Origin of the sequence: Sulfurimicrobium lacus, assembly GCF_011764585.1 — a bacterium.
In the GTDB taxonomy this organism is placed as follows: Bacteria; Pseudomonadota; Gammaproteobacteria; order Burkholderiales; family Sulfuricellaceae; genus Sulfurimicrobium; species Sulfurimicrobium lacus.
In genome coordinates this window covers 2,503,478-2,523,714 of the sequence record NZ_AP022853.1, presented here as the reverse complement: position 1 = coordinate 2,523,714, position 20,237 = coordinate 2,503,478, and the positions used below count along the sequence as shown (strand labels likewise).

At 62.0% G+C, this 20,237-nt stretch carries 17 protein-coding genes and 1 tRNA gene; 8 read left to right on the top strand and 10 right to left on the bottom strand.

Annotation, left to right across the window (positions count from 1 at the left end; all coding sequences use genetic code 11):
- The first annotated feature begins 86 nt into the window (after positions 1–86).
- Both SKTS_RS12410 and thrC read left to right on the top strand, forming a co-directional pair.
- Positions 87–1,400: a homoserine dehydrogenase gene (locus SKTS_RS12410; protein ID WP_173065395.1), complete on the top strand. Its 1,314-nt coding sequence runs from the start codon at positions 87–89 to the stop codon at positions 1,398–1,400.
- Positions 1,401–1,486: 86 nt separating this feature from the next.
- Entirely contained in the window at positions 1,487–2,890 is a 1,404-nt protein-coding gene (gene thrC, locus SKTS_RS12405; RefSeq protein ID WP_173065392.1) for a threonine synthase, read from the top strand.
- Here the strand turns inward: thrC and hpnE are convergent.
- From hpnE to SKTS_RS12385, 4 genes are all read right to left on the bottom strand, one after another.
- Positions 2,868–4,169, bottom strand: a complete 1,302-nt coding sequence (hpnE, locus tag SKTS_RS12400) for a hydroxysqualene dehydroxylase HpnE (protein WP_173065389.1) — start codon at positions 4,167–4,169, stop codon at positions 2,868–2,870. The two genes, thrC and hpnE, sit on opposite strands and share 23 nt — an antisense overlap.
- Positions 4,154–4,987: a presqualene diphosphate synthase HpnD gene (hpnD, locus tag SKTS_RS12395; protein WP_173065386.1), complete on the bottom strand. Its 834-nt coding sequence runs from the start codon at positions 4,985–4,987 to the stop codon at positions 4,154–4,156. The genes hpnE and hpnD overlap by 16 nt, the downstream gene beginning before the upstream one ends.
- A 170-nt stretch (positions 4,988–5,157) precedes the next feature.
- The gene (hpnC, locus tag SKTS_RS12390) at positions 5,158–5,970 is read right to left on the bottom strand and encodes a squalene synthase HpnC (protein ID WP_173065382.1); all 813 of its coding nucleotides are present in this window, start codon (positions 5,968–5,970) and stop codon (positions 5,158–5,160) included.
- A 26-nt stretch (positions 5,971–5,996) separates the two neighbouring features.
- The gene (locus tag SKTS_RS12385) at positions 5,997–6,200 is read right to left on the bottom strand and encodes a hypothetical protein (RefSeq protein ID WP_173065379.1); all 204 of its coding nucleotides are present in this window, start codon (positions 6,198–6,200) and stop codon (positions 5,997–5,999) included.
- Positions 6,201–6,344: 144 nt separating this feature from the next.
- Here SKTS_RS12385 and SKTS_RS12380 point away from each other — a divergent pair.
- A tRNA-Leu gene (locus SKTS_RS12380) sits at positions 6,345–6,429 on the top strand.
- Positions 6,430–6,471: 42 nt separating this feature from the next.
- On the opposite strand, the gene rlmF is transcribed toward SKTS_RS12380, so the two are convergent.
- The 6 genes from rlmF to SKTS_RS12350 form a co-directional block, all read right to left on the bottom strand.
- A complete protein-coding gene (gene rlmF, locus SKTS_RS12375) occupies positions 6,472–7,416 on the bottom strand; it encodes a 23S rRNA (adenine(1618)-N(6))-methyltransferase RlmF (protein ID WP_425315634.1) in 945 nt (314 codons plus the stop codon).
- Positions 7,417–7,495: 79 nt separating this feature from the next.
- On the bottom strand, positions 7,496–8,146 hold the full coding sequence (cheD, locus tag SKTS_RS12370) for a chemoreceptor glutamine deamidase CheD (RefSeq protein WP_173065373.1): 651 nt from the start codon (positions 8,144–8,146) through the stop codon (positions 7,496–7,498).
- A gap of 3 nt (positions 8,147–8,149) precedes the next feature.
- Complete coding sequence (locus tag SKTS_RS12365) at positions 8,150–9,001, bottom strand: HDOD domain-containing protein (RefSeq protein ID WP_198420359.1); 852 nt, start codon at positions 8,999–9,001, stop codon at positions 8,150–8,152.
- Positions 8,998–10,263: an MgtC/SapB family protein gene (locus SKTS_RS12360; protein WP_173065367.1), complete on the bottom strand. Its 1,266-nt coding sequence runs from the start codon at positions 10,261–10,263 to the stop codon at positions 8,998–9,000. The genes SKTS_RS12365 and SKTS_RS12360 overlap by 4 nt, the downstream gene beginning before the upstream one ends.
- A gap of 2 nt (positions 10,264–10,265) precedes the next feature.
- Complete coding sequence (recJ, locus tag SKTS_RS12355) at positions 10,266–11,957, bottom strand: single-stranded-DNA-specific exonuclease RecJ (protein WP_173065364.1); 1,692 nt, start codon at positions 11,955–11,957, stop codon at positions 10,266–10,268.
- 271 nt (positions 11,958–12,228) lie between these two features.
- Positions 12,229–13,263 carry a phosphoglycerate mutase gene (locus SKTS_RS12350; RefSeq protein WP_173065361.1) on the bottom strand — a complete coding sequence of 345 codons (1,035 nt, stop codon included), beginning with the start codon at positions 13,261–13,263 and terminating at the stop codon, positions 12,229–12,231.
- A gap of 194 nt (positions 13,264–13,457) precedes the next feature.
- Between SKTS_RS12350 and SKTS_RS12345 the strand changes: the two genes are divergently transcribed.
- Genes SKTS_RS12345 through SKTS_RS12325 form a run of 5 tightly spaced genes read left to right on the top strand, consistent with a single transcriptional unit; the run spans position 13,458 to position 20,231 of the window.
- The gene (locus SKTS_RS12345) at positions 13,458–13,910 is read left to right on the top strand and encodes a SixA phosphatase family protein (protein WP_173065359.1); all 453 of its coding nucleotides are present in this window, start codon (positions 13,458–13,460) and stop codon (positions 13,908–13,910) included.
- 60 nt (positions 13,911–13,970) lie between these two features.
- The gene (locus tag SKTS_RS12340; protein WP_173065355.1) at positions 13,971–15,215 is read left to right on the top strand and encodes a lipoprotein-releasing ABC transporter permease subunit; all 1,245 of its coding nucleotides are present in this window, start codon (positions 13,971–13,973) and stop codon (positions 15,213–15,215) included.
- The gene (gene lolD, locus SKTS_RS12335; RefSeq protein ID WP_173065351.1) at positions 15,208–15,915 is read left to right on the top strand and encodes a lipoprotein-releasing ABC transporter ATP-binding protein LolD; all 708 of its coding nucleotides are present in this window, start codon (positions 15,208–15,210) and stop codon (positions 15,913–15,915) included. The genes SKTS_RS12340 and lolD overlap by 8 nt, the downstream gene beginning before the upstream one ends.
- Positions 15,905–17,839, top strand: a complete 1,935-nt coding sequence (locus tag SKTS_RS12330; RefSeq protein ID WP_173065347.1) for a sensor domain-containing diguanylate cyclase — start codon at positions 15,905–15,907, stop codon at positions 17,837–17,839. The genes lolD and SKTS_RS12330 overlap by 11 nt, the downstream gene beginning before the upstream one ends.
- 31 nt (positions 17,840–17,870) lie before the next feature.
- Positions 17,871–20,231: a DNA internalization-related competence protein ComEC/Rec2 gene (locus SKTS_RS12325; RefSeq protein WP_173065328.1), complete on the top strand. Its 2,361-nt coding sequence runs from the start codon at positions 17,871–17,873 to the stop codon at positions 20,229–20,231.
- Positions 20,232–20,237: the final 6 nt, after the last annotated feature.

The following is a 20,237-nucleotide window of genomic DNA, read 5'->3' as shown; positions in this document are numbered from 1 at the left end:
GAGATCACAGAGGGAACCCCCTCGCTGGCTCTGTGTCCTCTGTGATCTCTGTGGCTTAAAATTTAGTTATGGAATTAATAACGCACATGAAACCCATCAATGTAGGACTGTTAGGCCTCGGCACTGTCGGCGGCGGCACGCTCACCGTATTGCGCCGCAACGCCGGCGAAATCACCCGCCGCGCCGGTCGTGAAATCCGCGTCACCATGGCGGCCGTGCGCGATCTGGAAAAAGCGCGCAAGTTCGCCGGCAACGAGCTGGCCATCACAACCAACCCGCTGGACGTGGTGAACAACCCCGACATCGATATCGTGGTCGAACTGATCGGCGGCTATACCCTGGCCAAGGACCTGGTGCTGCAAGCCATAAACAACGGCAAGCATGTCGTCACCGCCAACAAGGCGCTGCTGGCCGTGCACGGCAACGAGATTTTCAAGGCGGCGCAGGACAAGGGCGTGATGGTGGCGTTCGAAGCCGCCGTGGCCGGCGGCATTCCGGTCATCAAGGCGCTGCGCGAAGGCCTGTCGGCCAACCGCATCGAATGGATCGCCGGCATCATCAACGGCACCACCAACTTCATCCTGTCCGAAATGCGCGACAAGGGACTGTCGTTCGACACCGTGCTCAAGCAGGCGCAGGACCTCGGCTACGCCGAAGCCGACCCGACTTTCGACATCGAAGGCGTGGACGCTGCCCACAAGCTGATGATCATGTCCGCCATCGGTTTCGGCATCCCGATGCAGTTCGACAAGGCCTATACCGAAGGCATCTCCAAGCTCACCAAGGAAGACATCACTTACGCCGAGGAACTGGGCTACCGCATCAAGCTGCTGGGCATCACCAAGCGCACCGACAAGGGCATCGAGTTGCGCGTGCACCCCACGCTGATCCCCGCCACGCGCCTGATCGCCAACGTTGAAGGCGTGATGAACGCGGTGCTGGTGAAGGGCGATGCAGTCGGCGCGACCATGTACTATGGCCGCGGCGCCGGCGCCGAACCGACCGCTTCCGCCGTGGTGGCAGATCTGGTGGACGTGACGCGCATGCTGACATCCGATCCGGAAAACCGCGTGCCGCATCTGGCGTTCCAGCCCGATGCGCTGTCCAACGCGCCGATCCTGTCGATCGAAGACGTCCATACCTCCTACTACCTGCGTCTCAAGGCGTTCGATAAGCCGGGCGTGCTAGCCGACGTGACGCGCATCCTCGCCGACCTGGGTATTTCCATCGATGCCATGGTGCAGAAGGAACCGGCGGAAGGCGAGCAACTGGTTGATGTCATCCTGCTCACCCACCTCACCGTGGAAAAGGCCATCAATCAGGCGATCGCCAAGATCGAGGCGTTGCCGACCATCGCCGACAAGGTGACGCGCATCCGTCTGGAACAACTCAACGCTTGATAAATGTGTAGGGTGGGCAGGATTCATCTGCCCACGCGAATTGGTGGGCACGCTGCGCTTTGCCCACCCTACGAGGCATGAATACCATGAAATATTTAAGCACCCGCGGCGGCATGCCGCCCAAAACCTTTACCGAAATCCTGCTCGGCGGTCTTGCCACCGACGGCGGGCTGACCATTCCGGATGCCTATCCCAGGCTGAGCAAGGAAGAGCTTGCGGCGATGCGCGGCATGAACTACCGCGATCTGGCGTTCGAGGTGATCCGCCGCTTTGCCGACGACATTCCCGCCGCCGACCTCAAGGCCATCGTCGACAAGACCTATACCGCGGAAATTTTCCGCAGCGACGACATCACCCCGGTGAAAACGCTGGAGCCGGGCCTGCATATTCTCGGCCTGTCCTACGGCCCGACGCTGGCCTTCAAGGACGTGGCGATGCAATTGCTCGGCAACCTGTTCGAGTATGTGCTGGAGCAGGAGAACGCCGAAATCAACATTCTCGGCGCTACCTCGGGCGACACCGGCAGCGCGGCGGAATACGCCATGCTGGGCAAGCAGCGCGTCAAGGTGTTCATGCTCTCGCCGCTGGGCAAGATGAGCCCGTTCCAGACCGCGCAGATGTATTCGCTGCAGGAAGGGAACATCTTCAACATCGCCGTGAAAGGCGTGTTCGACGACTGCCAGGACATCGTCAAGGCTGTTTCCAACGACCTCGAGTTCAAGGCCAAATACAAGATCGGCGCGGTCAATTCGATCAACTGGGCGCGCGTCACCGCGCAGGTGGTGTACTACTTCAAGGCCTATTTCGCGGTGACGAAGAGCAATGACGAGGAAGTGTCCTTCTCCGTGCCCTCCGGCAATTTCGGCAACGTCTGCGCCGGTCATATCGCCCGGCAGATGGGCCTGCCGGTCCGCAAACTGATCGTCGCCACCAACGAGAACGACGTGCTGGACGAGTTCTTCCGCAGCGGCGCATACCGTCCGCGCCCCGAGACCAAGCATACCAGCAGCCCGTCGATGGATATTTCCAAGGCCTCCAACTTCGAGCGCTTCGTCTATGACCTGGTGGGGCGCGACCCCGCGGTGGTCAAGGAACTGTGGCAGCAAGTGGACGCGGGCGGCAGTTTCGACCTCGCCAAGACCGGGCATTTCGCCCAGGTCAAGAACTTCGGCATGGAATCCGGCTCCAGCAATCATGCCAATCGTCTGGACACCATCCGCCAGGTGTACCGGCAGTACGGCACCATGATAGATACGCATACCGCCGATGGCGTGAAAGTCGCTCTGGAGCACCGCGAAGCGGGCGTCCCGATGATCTGCCTGGAAACCGCCTTGCCCGCCAAGTTCGAGGAAACCATACGCGAAGCGCTGGGTTGCGAGCCGGAGCGTCCGGCGGAGCTGGCAGACCTGGAAAAGCGGCCGCAGCGCTTCGAGGTCATGGAATCAAGCGTCGACGCGGTGAAGCGTTTTATCGTTGCCCATTGCGGGTAATCAGTTCCGCGCACTTGACCCCGCTGCGCACCGCGCCCTCGATGGTGGCGGGGTAGTCCCCGGCAGTGTAGTCTCCGGCCAGATAGAAATTGTTCGGGCCGCATGACTGCGTCGGCCTCTCCAATCCAACGCTGCAGGCAAAGGTCGCGCGCCGCTCGACAATCACCTTGTGCCACAGCGGCGAGGGCAGGGAAAAACGCTGCTGCAGCTCCTCATGAATCTTCCCGGCCAGTTGTTCCGCCGGCCAATCTTGATGTTCTCCTTCCGCGCTGATCACCACCCCCAGCAAGCCGGGTGTGCCGTGCGTGTAGCCGCGGTCGAACACCCACTGGGAAAATCCGCCCGTCAGCCCCAGCATCGGACCGGGCAGCCGTGTGTCGTGAGGATATTGCAGGTAAACCGAGGCGATGGGCTGGTAGGTGAAGTCGGTCAGCATCCTTGCCGCAGGCGCGGTGTACGGCAGGCTGGCGAGTAACGGCAGGGCGTGCTGCGGCGCAGTGGCGCAGATGACGTGACTGAACGTTTCACTGCCGCCTTCCCAGCCGAGTTTGAAATTTTCTTCGTCCGGTTCGATGCTGCGAACTCTGCACCCCGTCACGACCTTGCCGTCATGCTTGCCGATGAACTCGGCTGCCGCCAGCGGAAACAGCGACGTCAAATCCGTCCGCGGCAACACCACGTCGCTGTCGCTGCGTGCGCGGCTGAAGCTGTCGCGCAGCACGTTGAGAAATACCTGTGCCGATGCCTGCGCGATGGGGGTATTGAGCGCCGCGAGACAAAGAGGCTCCCATAGCAGGCGGCCGATTTTTCCATCCTGGCGATAGCGCGCCAGCAGGCTTGCCACGCTCATGTCCTGTGCCAGGCGGAAATTGCGCAGGCGCAGCGCCACGGCGAAGCGGATGGCAGCGAGGCGCTCGCCCAGCGGCAGCCCCTGCGCCAGCAGCAGGCCGAACACCAGGTGGAGCGGGGCGGGCAGGGCGGGCGTCCTGAGTTCGAAGTGACCGGGAATCGTGAGAGCCAGCGGCAGGCGTTGCACGGCATCGCGGCTTACCCCGGTCAGCGCCATCAGGCGCAGGGTTTCGCGGTAGGCGCCGAGCAGGATATGCTGCCCGTTGTCCATGGAGATGCCGCGATAAGCCACGCCGCGCGCCCGGCCGCCCAGGGTCTTGCCGGCTTCGAACAGGGTGACGGGGATGTTCTGCTGCGCCAGCGTGACGGCGGCGGCCAGGCCGGCATAGCCGCCGCCGATGACCGCGACGCGCTTCAGCTTTTCAGCCATGTGCGCCAGGCGATCCACAGCTTGCGCAGCGGCGGAAGGGAAATCTTCTGCTTCAGCACGTGGCAGCCGTCGGCCTCGATTTCATCCAGCAGGGTGCGGTAGATGGCGGCCATGATCAGGCCGGGGCGCTGTGACTTGCGATCCGCTTGCGGCAGGGCGGCGAAGGCCTGGGCGTAGAAATGCTTGGCGCGTTCGATCTGGAACGCCATGAGGCGCTGGAATTCGGCGCTTTCATTGCTGCCGAGAATGTCCGCTTCGCTTACGCCGAACTGCAGCAGTTCGTCTTGCGGCAGGTAGATGCGGTTGCGCCGCGCATCTTCGCCCACGTCGCGGATGATGTTGGTGAGCTGGAACGCCATGCCGAGGTCGTGGGCATACTTCATGGTCCTGCGGTCGCTGGCACCGAAAATGGTGGCGGCAAGCTGGCCGACCACGCTGGCGACGCGGTAGCAGTAGAGCTGCAGCGCCTTGAAGTCGGCGTAGCGGTTCTGCTTCAGGTCCATCTCCATGCCGTCGATGATCTCGTTGAATTGCTCCAGCGGCAGATCGAAGGCGCGGATGGCGGGCAGCAGCGCCCGGCCGACCGGGTGCTGGGGCGTCCCGGCGAAGGTGGCGGCGATCTCGCCGCGCCACCAGTTCAGCTTGGTCTGCGCCACCGTGGGTTCGTGGCATTCGTCGACCACGTCGTCCACCTCGCGGCAGAAAGCGTACAGCGCGGTAATGGCGCGGCGCTTTTCCGGCGGCAGGAAGCGGAAGCTGTTGTAGAAGCTGGAGCCGCTGCTGGCGGCCTTGTCCTGGCAATATTGGTCAGGCGTCATTATCTCGCTCGTAAATTATCCTGAAAATGGCATTTCACCGTAAAGGACGCAAAGGTTCGCAAGGTAAAACCATGGCCCAATATTTATAATTTTCCCGCCCATCACAAAATCATCCAAGTTGTTTCCCTTCGCGTTCCTTTGCGTCCTTTGCGGTTCCAGTTTTTAATAAATCATTTCGCTCGTATTGAACGGTAAAGCATGTAAGCCCAGTCGCCGGCCTTGAGCACCGGGCGCTGGTTGAACATGTCGCCACGGCTCTTGTGCAGCTTGCGCAGGATGGACTCGCCGCCCATGATGATCATGCGCATTTCCAGTCCGATGCGCCCTGGCAGGATCTTGCCCAGCGGCGCACCAGCCTGGAGCATTTTGCGCGCGCGTTCGATCTGGAACTGCATGAACATGCCCCACAGGCCGCTGGTATCGCCGCGGGCGATCTGCGCTTCGGTGATTTTGTATTTTTCCATCTCGTCCTGCGGGAAGTAAATGCGATCCTTGCGATAGTCGATGGAGACGTCCTGCAGGAAGTTGATCAGCTGCAGGCTGGAGCAGATCGCGTCGGAATAAGCCAGGTTGCGCCGTTCCGCGGCGCCGTACAGGTGCAGCAGCAGGCGCCCCACCGGGTTGGCGGAACGGCGGCAATAGTCCATGACCTCGCCGAAGCTGGCGTAGCGGCTTTTCACCACATCCTGGGAAAATGCGTCGAGTAGGTCGTAGAACGCGTCGAGCGGCAGGCGGTATTGCGCGATCACCGGCGCCAGGTCCTGAAACAGCGGCGTTTCGGGCGTTTTTCCTTCCTTGACGCGGTCCAGCTCGGCGCGAAACCCGTCGAGTAATGAAAGGCGCTGCGCCGCTTCCAGGTCACCCTCGTCGGCAAAGTCATCGGCTTGCCGGGCGAACGTATAAATCAGGCCGACCGGGTGGCGCAGCCTGCGAGGGAGCAATATGGAAGCGACAGGGAAATTTTCGTAGTGTTTGGTCGTCATTGCGCGTAAGGGAACCTCTGATTAAGTCAAACACGGTCGCGACGTGGTTTTGCGGGTGCCAGGCAAGAAGTGAGGTGCGCCGTGCAGTCATTCTGCACCAGCGCCTCGCGCCGCCGCATGGCGCCCGCAAAACAACGTCCCTCCGGGTTACATCGAAAACGGGCTTGCGCCGCGTTGCACTCCTCGGCGTCGTAGACTCGGCTACGACCTTCGTCGCGCGCCTTGCTCAAGCCCGTTTTCGATGTAACGCGATCCGCGTTTGACTTGATAAGAGGTTCCTTGTGGCAGCCGAAGGCCGGATAGTTTACACTACGCCCCTCGCGGAAGGGCCGGAATCGGTAACGCAAACGGTTTGGCAGCTTCCCCGAATTAGTGCCTTGGTGGCGGAATTGGTAGACGCACCAGATTTAGGTTCTGGCGCCGAGAGGCGTGGGGGTTCGAGTCCCTTCCAAGGCACCAAACTCTGTCATGGACAAGTTCTTGTCCGTCATTTACCCGATCTTACCAGCGCACTTTACGCCAGCCGGCTTGTTGTGCCGGGTTCAAAAAGGTCCAGGCCACAAAGCGGCTTTGTTTTTGCCCCTGGCTCATGGTGATCGTTTTGTGTTCCTGTACACCAGCCCGTTTCAGCGCGGCGTAGATGCCGGGCAGGCTGGCCGATTTCGACACCAGGGTAGTGAACCAGAAGCAGCGCGTATGGACCAGAGCGCTCTCGCCGATCATGCGCTTGATGAAGGCTTCCTCGCCGCCGCTGCACCAGAGCTCCGCATCCTGACCGCCGAAATTCAGGCCGGGATTGGCTGCCGTCCTGGCTGTTTGCTTGCCCAGGTTTTTCCATTTGCGTTGCGTGCCTGCGCTGGCCTCGGCCAGGGAGGCATGAAAAGGCGGGTTGCACAGGGTCAGGTCAAACCATTCATCGTCGAAAACGACGCCGCTGAAAATCGCCTGTGGCGAAGACTGCAAACGTAGCGTGATCTGCTGTGCCAGCGCCGGATTGGCATCCAGAATAGCCTGGGCATTTTTCAGCGAGGCTGCATTGATGTCCGTCGCCACGAAGCGCCAGCCGTATTCGCTTTGCCCGATCAGGGGGTAAATGCAATTTGCGCCCGTGCCGATGTCCAGCACCTGTATAAGCTTGTTTTTGGGCATAACGCCGCTGTTGCTTCCAGCCAGCAAGTCGGCCAGGTAATGCACATAATCGGCGCGCCCGGGAACCGGCGGGCACAGATTTCGTGGCGGAATATCCCAGGCCTGAATGCCGTAACTGTCTTTCAGCAGCGCGCGATTCAACGCCTTGACCGCCGCAGGATCGGCGAAATCGATGCCCTGTTCGCCATGCGCGTTGATGCGGACGAAATTGCCTAACTCCGGGTCGGTTTGTATCAGGCGCGGGAAGTCGTAGCGGCCCTGATGGCGATTGCGCGGGTGGAATTTGCTTGCCCGCACGTGCGTGTCGACGGCTTGATGTTTATGACTTTTGGATCGCATAAAGCGGGGGTCAGCTTCGGATATTGGTTTACACGCCCTAGAACAGCTCTACATCGCCCGTAATCGGTTTCTTCTTGAGCGTATCGATGTAGCTGATTTCCTGGCTGACGATGGTGTTGGTGTGCAGCGAGCGCAGCCGCTTCACCCTTACCCGTCCAGTGGCCGGGAAGTAGACCACCATGCGCGGGTAGATGCTGCCGACATCTTCCGAAACCACCTGCAGGCCTTCCATGTGGAGATAATCTCGCACGAAGGCGATATTGCGCGCCCCCACATCGGTCATGTTTTCCAGGATGCGCCCGCCACCGAAAACTTTTACTTCCAGATTCTGGCGCTTGCCGCCGTTACGCATGATCTCGTTGATCAGGTGTTCCATGGCGTAGTTGCCGTAACGCGTGGCGGAGCTTTGGCTGGAGGCTTTCCATGCACCCGCCTCGCACGAGTCGGTGCTGGGCAGCATGAAGTGGTTCATGCCGCCGATCCCCAGCACCCGGTCGCGGATACAGGCGGAAATGCATGAGCCTAATGTGGTGTAAACGCCCTCGTCGTTCTTGGTGACGTAGTACTCGCCCGGCAGGATGCGCGCCGCGTAGGCTTCGTAGTTGGCGTTCCAGGAACGTCGTACGTGTTCGAAGCCGGGCAGGGTGGGTTTGGGCGGGGGAGGGGTAAGGAGTGGAGCGAGAGCCATGATTTACTGATCGCCCAGAAACAGCTTTTCGACCTCGACGACTTCGGCCCGTATGGCCCGTATTGCCGGCTCGACCGATTCCTTGCTCAGGCCTGTATTTTCCCAGGCTAGCGGGTCGATGGGTGCGACGTCGGCAGGGTCGAGCGTGTCGATCTCGGCCATCAGTGCGATGACGTTGGCGATGTGGATCAGCGATGTTTCCCGGGGGTAACGCTTGGGATCGGAAATGGCGTGGTGATGGGCGATGCATTCTTCGAGCAGGGGCGGGAGCTTCCACGCGCGCGCCATTTCACCGCCGACTTCGGCATGATCGAACCCCAGTACCTGGCGTTCGGCTGCATAAACCGGAATTTCGTCCTGGCTGTCCAGCACCAGCTCCAGCGCTTCCTTTGCCTGTGCCGGCAGGCGGTTGAAGATGACCAGTTCGCCGATGTCGTGCAGCAGCCCGGCGGTGAACAGGGCGTCAGGGTCGCAGCGGCGCGCTTCCTTGGCCAGGTGGCGTGCCGCCAAGGCGCAGAGCAGGCTGTGACGCCAGAAGTTATCCATCGAAACCAGATCGTTGGGCAAACCGGCGAAGCTGCGCGCCACCGACATGGATAGCGCCAGGCTGCGTATCTGGGTAGTACCGATGATGGTCGCAGCCTTGGCGACGGTGTCGATGGTTGAAGAAAAGCCGTACAGGGCGCTATTGGCGACACGCAGCAGGCGCACGGTGAAGGAGGGGTCCTGGCTGATGGCCTTGGCGATGTCCGCGCTGCTGCTGTCCGGGTCGTCCACCAGTCGGTTGATGCGCAAATAGACGTCCGGCAGCGAAACCAGTCCGCCGATGTCCTTGACCAGTTCGCTTGCGCTCATTGCAGCCATATCAGTCCTACCCCCATTCCCAGTCCCATGGCGGCGAAGCCGATGGCGCATCGTTTGGCCAGAGGTGCGCCGCCGATCATGGCGATCAGCCCGAATTTGAAACCCAGATTGGACAGGAAGCCCAGGGTAATGGCTATTACCGCCTGGGAAGCCTGCAATTTGCCCAGTTCGAACAGGCGCAGGCTGGAAAGGGTGATGGCATCGACATCGGTGAGCCCGGAAATCACGGCCACGGTATACAAACCCTTGCTGCCGCCCAGTTCCGACAGCCAGGCGGAGAAAAAAAGCACCAGGGCATAAAGCAGCCCGAAGCCGAGCGCCGTGCGAATCTCGGTGGGGTTGGTGATTTCCGGAATCGGCAGCAGTTCGGCAGACTTTGCCAGTTTATGCCACAGCAGGGCCGTGCCCAGCAGCCCGAACACCAATCCGCTGGCCAATACCGGGAGCAGGAAAGGCAGGGACTTGGGCGAGACCGCAAGGCCCTCCGCCGCCAGGCGCACGAACACCACCAGGTTGGCGATCAGGATGACAACCACGGCCAGTTGCAGCATGTCCTGGTTCTTGCCGTGCCGCGCGTAAACCATGCTGGTGGCCGTGCTCGACACCAGTCCGCCGAGCAAGCCGAGAATCGGTGCGCCGTACCTCTGCCCGACGATGCGCAGGGCGACGTAGCCGGCCAGGCTCAAGCCGGAAATCAGCACCACCATGAGCCAGGTCTGGTGCGGGTTGAGCGTGTTGTAAGGGCCGTAGTTGTGGTCCGGCAGAATCGGCAGGATGATGAAAGTCAGCACCGCGAACTGGAAGATGGAGATCAGGTCGCGGCGCGACAGGTTCTGGCTCCAGCCGCGCAATTCCGGTTTGAAATAGAGCAGGATGGCGACCACGATGGCCAGCATCAGCGCCGGCGTCTGGGCGCCGAACCACACCATGGCGCCGAGCAGATAGCACACCAGCAGCGCCGCCGAGGTGGTGGTGCCGGGGTCTTCGTCAGGGGAGCGCGGGGCAAAGTAGGCGCCGACGATGACCAGTCCGACCGTAAACAGCCCCAGTGCCAGCACCCAGGGCGACTGCGTGACCTGGGAAAGCATCGCCGCCAGGGTGCCTGCCAGCGCGACCAGCGCGAAGGTGCGCAGCCCGGCCTTGGCGCTGGGGTTGCGCTCGCGCTCCAGCCCGATCAGCAGCCCGATCGCCAGGCTGGTGAGAAATGCTGGAATGTATTCGGCGCCGTTGGCCTGAATGGATGGCAGGTCCATGATTAAAGCGGTTCCCAGTGGTTGAGCAGTAATTGCAGCGTGGTGTTGCCGTTATACTCGTTTACATCCAGGCGGTAAACCGCGCGCAGCCGCTCCGGCAAAGGGTCGGCGTGAAAGAACAGCATCGCTTCGAAGCTGCGTCCCGACTGCTTGAGGCGCAGCTTCAGGTGTTTCTCCCCCACCACGCGCTGTTGCTCCACCTGAAATTCGCCCTGAAACGCCGGTTCCGGAAAGGCTTGTCCCCAAACTTCAGTTCTCAGCAACTGCGCCAGTTCCAGCGACATTTCGGGGGTTTCCAGCGCGCCGTCCGTTTCCACGGTCTGGGTCAGCAGCGCGGGGGTCAGCAATTGGGCGCAAACGGTTTCGAAGGCCGTCTCGAAGCGCGCGAAATCCTCTTCGGCAATGGTCAGCCCAGCCGCCATGGCATGCCCGCCGAATTTCCTGATCATCTCGGGATGGCGTTTGGCGACCAGGTCCAGCGCGTCGCGCAGGTGCAGGCCGGCAATGGAGCGTCCCGAACCCTTGATTTCGCCGTCGTTGCCCTGGGCGAAAGCGATCACCGGGCGGTGAAACTTTTCCTTGAGACGCGAAGCCAGGATGCCGATCACGCCCTGGTGCCAGTCGGGATCGAACAGGCTGAGGCTGTAGTTGTCCTGCACGGTGATTTGCTCCAGCGCAGCGAGCGCCTGGTTGTGCATGTCGGCTTCGATGGCGCGGCGTTCGCGGTTGAGCGTGTCGAGCTGCTGCGCCAGTTCGAGCGCGCGCACCGGGTCGTCGCACAGCAGGCATTCGATGCCCAGTGCCATGTCCTCCAGCCGCCCGGCGGCATTGAGGCGCGGTCCGAGGGCAAAGCCCAAGTCCCATGAAGAGGCGCGCCGCTCGTTGCGTCCGGCCACCTTGAACAGCGCCTGGATGCCGGCGCAGGCCTTGCCGGCGCGCATGCGCTTGAGGCCGTTGCTGACCAGGGTGCGGTTGAGGTCGTCCAGCTTGACCACGTCCGCCACCGTGCCCAGCGCCACCAGGTCGAGAAGGTTGCCGAGGTTGGGCTCGGCCTTGCCGGCAAAGGCATCGCGCTGGCGCATCTCGGCACGCAACGCCAGCATGACGTAGAAAATCACCCCGACGCCGGCCAGGTTCTTGCTCGGGAAGCTGCAGCCGGGCTGGTTGGGGTTGACGATGCAGGCGGCGTCCGGCAGTTCGTCGCCGGGCAGGTGGTGGTCGGTCACCAGTACCTGCATGCCCAGACGGTTTGCCTCGGCGACACCCGCCACGCTGGCGATGCCGTTGTCCACGGTGATGAGCATGTCCGGCCTGGCGGAGGCGGCGAGCTGGACGATCTCGGGCGTCAGCCCGTAGCCGTATTCGAAGCGGTTGGGTACCAGGTAATCCACCTGTGCGCCGCATGCGCGCAACGCGCGCACGGCCACGGCGCAGGCGGTGGCGCCGTCGGAATCGTAATCGGCGATGACCAGCAGGCGTTTCCCGGCCGCAATGGCATCGGCCAGGAGAACCGCCATGTGCTGCGCGTTTTTCAGCAGGGACAGCGGCAGCAGGTTCTTGAGGTCGTATTCCAGTTGTTGCGGCGATCCGATGCCGCGCGCGGCATAGATGCGCGCCAGCACCGGGTGCAGTCCGTGTTGCGACAGGGTTTGGGCGTCGCTTGGCGCGAAAGGGCGCGCAACGATGGCGGGCATGGCTAAGGGCTCGTTAATGGATAACTTGGACATACGCTGAGACCGTTTTGGGTGCAGGCCAAGGCGCGAAACGCGCGGTTGTGTCATTCACAACAAGCGGTTCGCAACGCCGGGATGCGGCCAAAACGGCCCCAGCCCGAAGGGTTGCTGTATATTCGGGCGTCTGCGGCGTTGCGAAACTTGGCAATGGAATAACCATTGCCTGCGTTTCGCGCCTTGCATCCATCCCGAATACACAGCAACGTATGTCCAAGTTATCCATTAACGAGCCCTATCCTTGTGGTCGGTAGCGGGTCAGGGGGCGGGCGGGTTGCCATAGTTTCCACAGGCTGCCGCGGGTGAGGGAGAAGCTCAGGGTTCCAGCGGGCGTTGGCGCGTGCAGCGTCAGGGTAATGCTTCCGTGTTGCAGCGCATGTTTCAGTGGCGCGAACCATTCTCCTTCCAGCTGCGCCAGCTGTCTGCGCCACGCATCGGGGTCGCCGTAACAGGCGGCCGGACGCAAGGCATCCAGCACCAGCAGGTGCTTTCCCGGTGCGGCCTGTTTCAGCCACGCCGGCGCGTTTTCGGGCAGGTTTTCATGCGGGATGCGCGTTGCCAGCGCCAGGCCCCGCGCCAGCGCGTCGCCGGCCCAGACCCGGTCGAACGGCTGGGTCAAGTTCTGCGGCAACACCCCGCCGCCGGACAGCCAGATGCTGTTGATCGGCGCGGAGCCTCGCGCTTCCCGCGCGACATTGACCGGATGCTCGAACAGCAGCATCTGGACCTCGTTGAGCATCGCGCGCCAGCGCATGGCATCCTGTCCTGCAGGCAGCAGGGGGTGGATGCTGCGCCCGGCTGCCTGAAACAGGCCGTGGGTGGAGATCAGCGGGGGGCGAGCGAGGCGCAGATACCAGTGTTGCGCCCGGGGCGCGACGAAATGCAAGCCGTCGGCGGCAAAGTGCTGGTTCAGCGTCGCGATCAGGGCGTCGGCTTCGTCCTGGGCGAGAGAAAAAGTCGAGGCTTCCGACAATACCAGTTGATCCCGTTCCACACCCAGGTGCACCGGGTCTGCGCGCAGCCAGTAATGCTCATCAGGGGCGACGCCTTCGGCCATGAGGCATAGCGGGGCCGCCGGGTAATCCTGCTGGCGTGTTACGCCGAAGCTTTCGCATAGCCAGCTTTCCATCTCTTTGGGCGGCGCCTGCGTGCGAGTGGCACGCGCGAGCAGGGTCTGCAGGGCGGGCGCCCTGATGCCGTGCAGCGGATCGTTTTGCTGCGTCACGGCGCCGGGCGGGAAGAGAGAGGGGATGAGCAGGTGGCATTGCATGGTGCGCGCTAGTGTAACATTGGCTCGATAGAATAATGGCTTGGCTACAGCCCTTAAGAACCAGTTTAGCCACAGAGAACACAGAGAAATCATGCCATGCACTCCATAATCCGGAAGATATGCTGATCTTTACTCTGTGAACTCTGTGTTCTCTGTGGCTAAATTTTTAAGACAAGAGTAACGAGGAGAGCATCATGGACCTGATTCTGTGGCGTCATGCCGAGGCCGAAGACGGCCTGCCCGACCAAAGCCGCAAGTTGACCGCCAAAGGCGAAAAGCAGGCCAGCCAGATGGCGGCATGGCTGCGCGAACGCCTGCCCAAGGAAACGCGCGTCATCGTCAGCCCGGCGAAGCGTACCCAGCAGACCGCCCAGGCCTTGAGCGGCAAATTCGAAACGTTGAAGGAGGTCGGCGTCGGCGCTTCGGTGCCCTCCCTGCTCGCCGCCGCGGGTTGGCCGGACGCCAAGGGCGCGGTGCTGGTGGTGGGCCACCAGCCGACCCTGGGGCAGGTGGCGGCGCTGCTGCTGGGCGGCGAAGAGGCCTCGTGGACCATCAGGAAAGGCGCGGTGTGGTGGCTTTCCAGCCGGGTGCGCCAGGACGAAACTCAGGTGGTGCTGCGAACGGTAATGGCGCCAGATATGCTATAGTGCTGGCGCTGCGGGGATGCCCCGTCCAACTGTCGTTTCCAGGTTAAAAAGAACCCATTCGTGCCTGCTTTCGAACTCTTTATCGGCTTGCGCTACACCCGCGCCAAGCGCCGCAATCACTTTATCTCCTTCATTTCCCTGATATCCATGGCGGGCATCGCGCTCGGCGTGGCGGCGCTGATCGTGGTGCTGTCGGTGATGAACGGCTTCCAGGACGAGCTGCGCAGCCGCATTCTCGGCGTGGCGGCGCATATCCAGATCACCGGCAGCGACAATACACTGACGGACTGGCGCCGGGTTGCAGCCGAAGCTTCGCGCCATCCCGAAGTGACGGCGGCTGCTCCCTACATCATGGCCCAGAACATGCTGACCTACGATTCGGCGGTACAGGGCGCGATCGTGCGCGGCATCGTGCCGGAACTCGAGAGCGGGGTGGCGCAGTTTTCCAGCCACATGAAGCAGGGCCAACTGGCCGACTTGCGTGCCGGAGAGTTCGGCATCGTGCTCGGTTCCGAACTGGCGCGGGCGCTCGGCGCGCGGGTCGGCGACAAGGTGGTGGTGATGGCCCCGCAAGGTCAGGTGACGCCGGCTGGTGTGGTGCCGCGGCTGAAGCAGTTCACCGTGAAGGGCATTTTCGAAGTCGGCATGTACGAATACGACTACGGGCTGGCGCTGATCAACATGGACGACGCGGCCCGCCTGTACCGCATGGGTGACCGCGTTTCGGGCGTGCGCCTGGCGCTCAAAGACCTCTACCGCGCTCCGCAGGTGGCTCATGACCTGCTCGACATGGTGCATGGCGATGTCTACATCAGCGACTGGACGCGTCAGCACGCCAATTTCTTCCGCGCCATCCAGATCGAGAAGAACGTCATGTTCATCATCCTGCTGCTGATCGTGGCGGTAGCGGCATTCAACATCGTTTCCACCCTGGTCATGGCCGTCACCGACAAACAGGCGGACATCGCCATCCTGCGCACCCTCGGCGCTTCACCCGCCAGCATCATGAAAATCTTCATCGTGCAGGGCGCGCTGATCGGGACTATCGGTATGGTCATTGGCGTTGCGGGAGGGGTTGCCCTGGCGCTCAACATCGATGTCGTCGTGCCGGCGATCGAACGCCTGTTCGGGATACACTTCATGGCAAAAGACGTATATTACATCAGTGAGTTACCATCAAAACTTGAAGTGACAGATGTGGTCTATATCGCTTCCGTTTCTTTCATTCTGACCCTGCTGGCGACGCTTTATCCCAGCTATCGTGCTTCGAAGACCAATCCGGCGGAGGCACTGAGGTATGAATAGCCATCAGCCATCAGCCGTCAGCCTTCAGCCGGTCCTTTCCTGTCGCCGGCTGCGCAAGGTTTTTCACCAGGGCAAGGTGGAAGTGCCGGTCTTGCTGGGTATCGACCTCGATATCGCGCGCGGCGAACGCGTGGCGATCGTCGGCGCGTCCGGCTCGGGCAAGAGCACTTTGCTCCATCTGCTCGGCGGCCTGGACGACGCGAGCGCCGGCGATCTGAAAATCCTCGGGCACGACATGAAAGGCATGAGCGAAGCGGAACGCGGCCAGGTGCGCAACCACTCGCTGGGCTTCGTGTACCAGTTTCACCACTTGTTGCCCGAATTCAGCGCGCTGGAAAATGTCGCCATGCCCCTGCTGATCCGTCGTCTGGCGAAGCAGGAAGCCTATCGGCGCGCTGCAGCGATGCTCGAACAGGTCGGCTTGGGGCATCGCCTGGAACACACGCCCGGTGAACTTTCCGGCGGCGAGCGCCAGCGGGCCGCGGTGGCCCGCGCGTTGGTGAGCGCACCGGCCTGTGTGCTGGCGGACGAGCCCACCGGCAATCTCGACCGCAACACCGCGCATGGCGTGTTCGACCTGATGCTGGAGCTGAACCGGGTTCAGGGAACCAGTTTCGTGATCGTCACCCACGACCTGGAACTTGCGGCGCGCATGGACCGCACCCTGCACCTGGTGGACGGGGTGCTGCATGAAAACTGAGAGACGAACCAGCTGGTTGCCTGTTTTGGCTGCGCTGGCGGTGGCCCTGGCGATGGGGGCAGCGACGCTGGTGCTGGAGCGGGCGGAGGGCGCACGCCTGGCGCAGATGCATCGCGTCGAGATACTCAACCAGGTCAGTGCCGTCCGCGCCCGCCTGGAAGGCAGCGTACAGTCGCGCCTGGTGCTGGCGCGCGGCCTGATCGCCTTCGTTTCCACCCATCCCGACATCGACAACGCACAATTCCAGGAACTGGCCAAGGTGCTGGTGGCGCAGCAAAAAGGCGTGCGCGTGGTCGAGCTGGCCCGGAACAATGTCATCAGCCATATTTACTCGCTGAACGAGAACGACCAGCGGGCGATGGGTCTCGATCTCATGAGCCTTGCGGACGAGAAGGACGCCATCGAGCGCGCCATCACGTCGCGGCGCACCATCATTGCGGGGCCGGTCAATCTGGTGCAGGGCGGCGTGGCATTCATCAGCCGCATCCCGATCTACGTCACCGAACCAGGGAAGCTCTCCGAGAGCGGAACTTACTGGGGAATGGCACAGGTCATCATGATGAAGGACGACATGTTGAATGAGGCGGGCCTGACCGGCAATTCCTTCCCCGATTTGCGTTTCGCCTTGCGCGGACATGATGCGACGGGCGCGGCGGGGGAAGTGATCGTGGGCGATGCGGCAGTTTTTTCTTCGGACCCGGTCGTTGCTGATGTGATGCTGCCCAATGGCTCATGGCAGATCGCGGCTGTTCCCAAAAAAGGCTGGATTACGCCGCATACCGGCTGGATTCCTTTGGTGGGTTCGCTGTTCGTGGTGATTTCCGGTCTGCTGGCGTGGATGCTGGCACGCGCGCCTGTCAGGCTCAAAATCCTGGTGGCGGAAGCGACCGAAGAGGCGCGCCGCAGCGAGGCGCGCCTGAACGACCTGAATCGGGAACTCGAGCAGCGCATCGAAGTCCGCACGCAGGCATTGGTTCAGACCAATCAGGAACTGTTGAAGGAAGCCGCCGAGCGCCGCCAGGCAGAGAAAGAACTTGTGGAGCGGCACGCTTTTTCCCAGGCCTTGCTCAAAGCGCAGTCGGATGTGGACGAGGGCATGCTGGTGCTCCAGGATGGGGGCATCGTGTTCGCCAATGAGGCGATGGCGCGCTTGACCGGCTATCGCGTCGATGAATTGCTGGGCGGGATGCCGTACGCCGACCTCGTCCATCCCGACTCGCGCAGCGAGATCCAGGACAAGAATCGGCGACGTCTTGCCGGCGAGCAGTTCGAAAACCGTTATGAAACCTCCATCGTGACCAAGGAAGGTGAGCGGCGCGAGGTGGAGCTGGCGGTGGCCATCGTGAAAAATGGAGAAATTATTCAGACTGTGGTCGTGGTGCGCGACATCACCGAACGCAAGGGCTTGCAGGACAATCTCCGGCACATGGCGCATTACGACGAACTCACCAACCTGCCCAACCGCGCCCTGTTTTTCGACCGTCTGGAACGCGCGCTGGCAGATGCCCGGCGCCACGGCAGCGACTTCGCCATGCTGTTTATCGATCTGGATGGCTTCAAGGCCGTGAATGACGCGTATGGACATCAGGCCGGTGACCGCCTGTTGCAGGAGGTGGCGCACCGCATGGAACAGTGCGTGCGCGAAAGCGATACCGTGGCGCGCATGGGCGGTGACGAGTTTGCCGTCATCGTCGGCGACGTGGCCCAGAATGAAGACGCAAGCGGGGTGGCGCAAAAGATCATCGACAGCCTGTCCGCTCCGTTGCTGCTGGACGGCGTGGATTGCCACATTGGCGCGAGCATTGGTATCAGCCTCTTTCCACATGATGGAGAGACTAGTGAAACCCTGCTCACCAAGGCCGACGGTGCCATGTACAGCGCCAAGAACAAGGGTAAAAACACCTACTGCTTCGTGCAGGGTTAGCATGCTATCGAACCTCAGGATTTAGATATCCATGTGGGTCGACATCCTCGCTTTTGCTGCCGGCGTCTGGCTGCTGCAGCAGCAAGCATCGTTGCCCGGCCTGACTTGGCTCTGGTTCCTCCTTCCTCTCCCGCTGCTGCTTTATGGCCTGCAGCACCGCACATCCCGACCCATGAAATGGTTCAGGAGCCTGTTGCGCAAATCGCTGTGGCTGGGGGTCGGATTCTTCTGGGCGTTTTTTTTCGCCCACCTGCGCCTCGCTGACTCCCTGCCAGAGAACCTGGAAGGACGCGACATCCAGGTCAGCGGCGTGATCGCCGGCCTGCCGGTCGTCAACGAGCGCGGTCTGCGTTTCGAATTCGACGTAGAGCAGGTGGTAACCCCCGGTGCGAGAGTGCCCGCACATATCCAGTTGAGCTGGTACGACGGAGGCTTCGGCAAACCGGCTGCCTACCCTGTTCCTGATCTGCATCCTGGCGAGCGTTGGAACTTGACCCTGCGGCTGAAACGCCCGCACGGTAACGTCAACCCTTATGGTTTCGATTACGAAGCCTGGCTGCTGGAGAGAAATATCCGCGCCACGGGGTATGTGCGGGAAGGGCCGGGAAACCGGCGCGAGACGGCGCGCGTCTACCGCTTCGGCTACCTGCTGGAAATGGCGCGGGATAGCGCTTCACGGCGCATGTCGAAGGTTCTGGGCGAACGTCCCTACGCCGGCGTGCTGAAGGCCCTGGCCATCGGCGAGCAAAGCGCGATCACGCCGGGCCAGTGGCAGGTTTTTCTGCGCACCGGCGTGAATCATCTCATGAGTATTTCCGGAACTCACGTCACGATGCTGTCGGGATTGTTTTTTGCGCTCACCTACTGGCTGTGGCGGCGCAGCCAGCGCCTGACCTTGCGCCTGCCGGCACGCAAGGCCGCGGTGCTTGCTGGAGTACTGGCTGCGCTGGCTTATGCCATGCTGTCAGGGTTCAGCGTGCCGACGCAACGCACCCTGTACATGCTTGGCGTGGTGGCGCTTGCGCTTTGGCTGGGGCGTGCCAGTAATGCCTTCAACGTGCTCAGCCTGGCGCTTCTGGCCGTTTTGCTGCTAGATCCGTGGGCGGTTATGTCTCCCGGTTTCTGGCTGTCCTTCGGAGCCGTTGCGGTGATTCTTTATGTCAGCGTGGGACGCATCGGACGGCTGCGCTGGCTGGAAGAGTGGGGCAGGGTGCAATGGGCGGTGACTTTGGGGTTGGTGCCCGCGTTGCTGGCCATGTTCCAGCAGGTATCTCTCATTTCTCCCGTCGCCAATGCGCTGGCCATTCCGCTCATCACCCTGGTGGTCACGCCGCTGACCCTGCTCGGCACCGTTTTCCCCATCGATTTTCTGCTGCTCGCCGCGCATGAAGTCATGTCCTGGTGCATGAGCTTGCTTGAATGGCTCTCGGCGGCGCCGGCCATGGTCTGGCAACAACATGGCCCGCAGCCCTGGACGGTCGTGGCGGCGATGTGCGGCGTGTTGTGGCTATTGCTGCCGCGCGGTTTCCCCGCGCGCTGGCTGGGGCTGGTGTGGTTTGCCCCGATGTTCTTGATCCTGCCGCCTTCGCCGCAACATGGAGAATTGAGGCTGACGGTACTGGATGTGGGACAGGGTCTGGCCGCCGTGGCACGCACGCGGCACCATGCGTTGCTCTACGACGCCGGCCCGAGCTATGGCAGCGACGCCGATGCCGGTTCGCGCATTGTCGTTCCCTATTTGCGCGGCACGGGGGTGAGCCGTCTCGATGGCATGGTGGTTTCCCACGACGACATCGATCATAGCGGTGGCGCGGCATCGGTGCTGCAAAGCGTGCCGGTGGGCTGGACGATTTCCTCGCTGCCGGAGGGAAGCCCGATGCTGGCCGGCGCGGCGAACAAGTTTCGCTGTTTCGCGGGGCAGAAATGGACATGGGACGGCGTGCGTTTCGAAATGCTGCACCCCACATCGGACAGCTACCAATACGATGGTTTCAAGGATAATGATCGCGGCTGCGTGCTGAAAATTAGCACGTCTTACGGCAGTGTGCTGCTGCCGGCGGATATCGAGCGCTTGTCCGAGCAGGACCTGCTGGAGCGCATGCCCGACGCGCTGGCTGCGGACGTCCTGGTGGTGCCGCATCACGGCAGCCGGACTTCGTCGAGCGAAGCCTTCATCCGTGCGGTGCACCCGGCCACGGCCATCTTTACCGTGGGCTACCGCAATCGCTTCGGCCATCCCAAGGAGGATGTGGTGGAACGTTATGTTGCACAGGGGATCGAAATTTGGCGTAGCGACACTAGCGGCTCTGTGGATTTGCGTTTCGGCGCCGGCGGCATTGTGCTGCAGAGCCAGCGGCAGCTGCGGCAACGATATTGGCAGGCAACGGATTAGGCTATT

Coding starts and splice junctions, on each gene's coding strand:
- SKTS_RS12410 (WP_173065395.1), top strand. CDS start 87: ATGAAACCCATCAATGTAGGACTGTTAGGCCTCGGCACTGTCGGCGGC.
- thrC (WP_173065392.1), top strand. CDS start 1,487: ATGAAATATTTAAGCACCCGCGGCGGCATGCCGCCCAAAACCTTTACC.
- hpnE (WP_173065389.1), bottom strand. CDS start 4,169: ATGGCTGAAAAGCTGAAGCGCGTCGCGGTCATCGGCGGCGGCTATGCC.
- hpnD (WP_173065386.1), bottom strand. CDS start 4,987: ATGACGCCTGACCAATATTGCCAGGACAAGGCCGCCAGCAGCGGCTCC.
- hpnC (WP_173065382.1), bottom strand. CDS start 5,970: ATGACGACCAAACACTACGAAAATTTCCCTGTCGCTTCCATATTGCTC.
- cheD (WP_173065373.1), bottom strand. CDS start 8,146: ATGGCTCTCGCTCCACTCCTTACCCCTCCCCCGCCCAAACCCACCCTG.
- SKTS_RS12365 (WP_198420359.1), bottom strand. CDS start 9,001: ATGAGCGCAAGCGAACTGGTCAAGGACATCGGCGGACTGGTTTCGCTG.
- SKTS_RS12360 (WP_173065367.1), bottom strand. CDS start 10,263: ATGGACCTGCCATCCATTCAGGCCAACGGCGCCGAATACATTCCAGCA.
- recJ (WP_173065364.1), bottom strand. CDS start 11,957: ATGCCCGCCATCGTTGCGCGCCCTTTCGCGCCAAGCGACGCCCAAACC.
- SKTS_RS12350 (WP_173065361.1), bottom strand. CDS start 13,263: ATGCAATGCCACCTGCTCATCCCCTCTCTCTTCCCGCCCGGCGCCGTG.
- SKTS_RS12345 (WP_173065359.1), top strand. CDS start 13,458: ATGGACCTGATTCTGTGGCGTCATGCCGAGGCCGAAGACGGCCTGCCC.
- lolD (WP_173065351.1), top strand. CDS start 15,208: ATGAATAGCCATCAGCCATCAGCCGTCAGCCTTCAGCCGGTCCTTTCC.
- SKTS_RS12330 (WP_173065347.1), top strand. CDS start 15,905: ATGAAAACTGAGAGACGAACCAGCTGGTTGCCTGTTTTGGCTGCGCTG.
- SKTS_RS12325 (WP_173065328.1), top strand. CDS start 17,871: ATGTGGGTCGACATCCTCGCTTTTGCTGCCGGCGTCTGGCTGCTGCAG.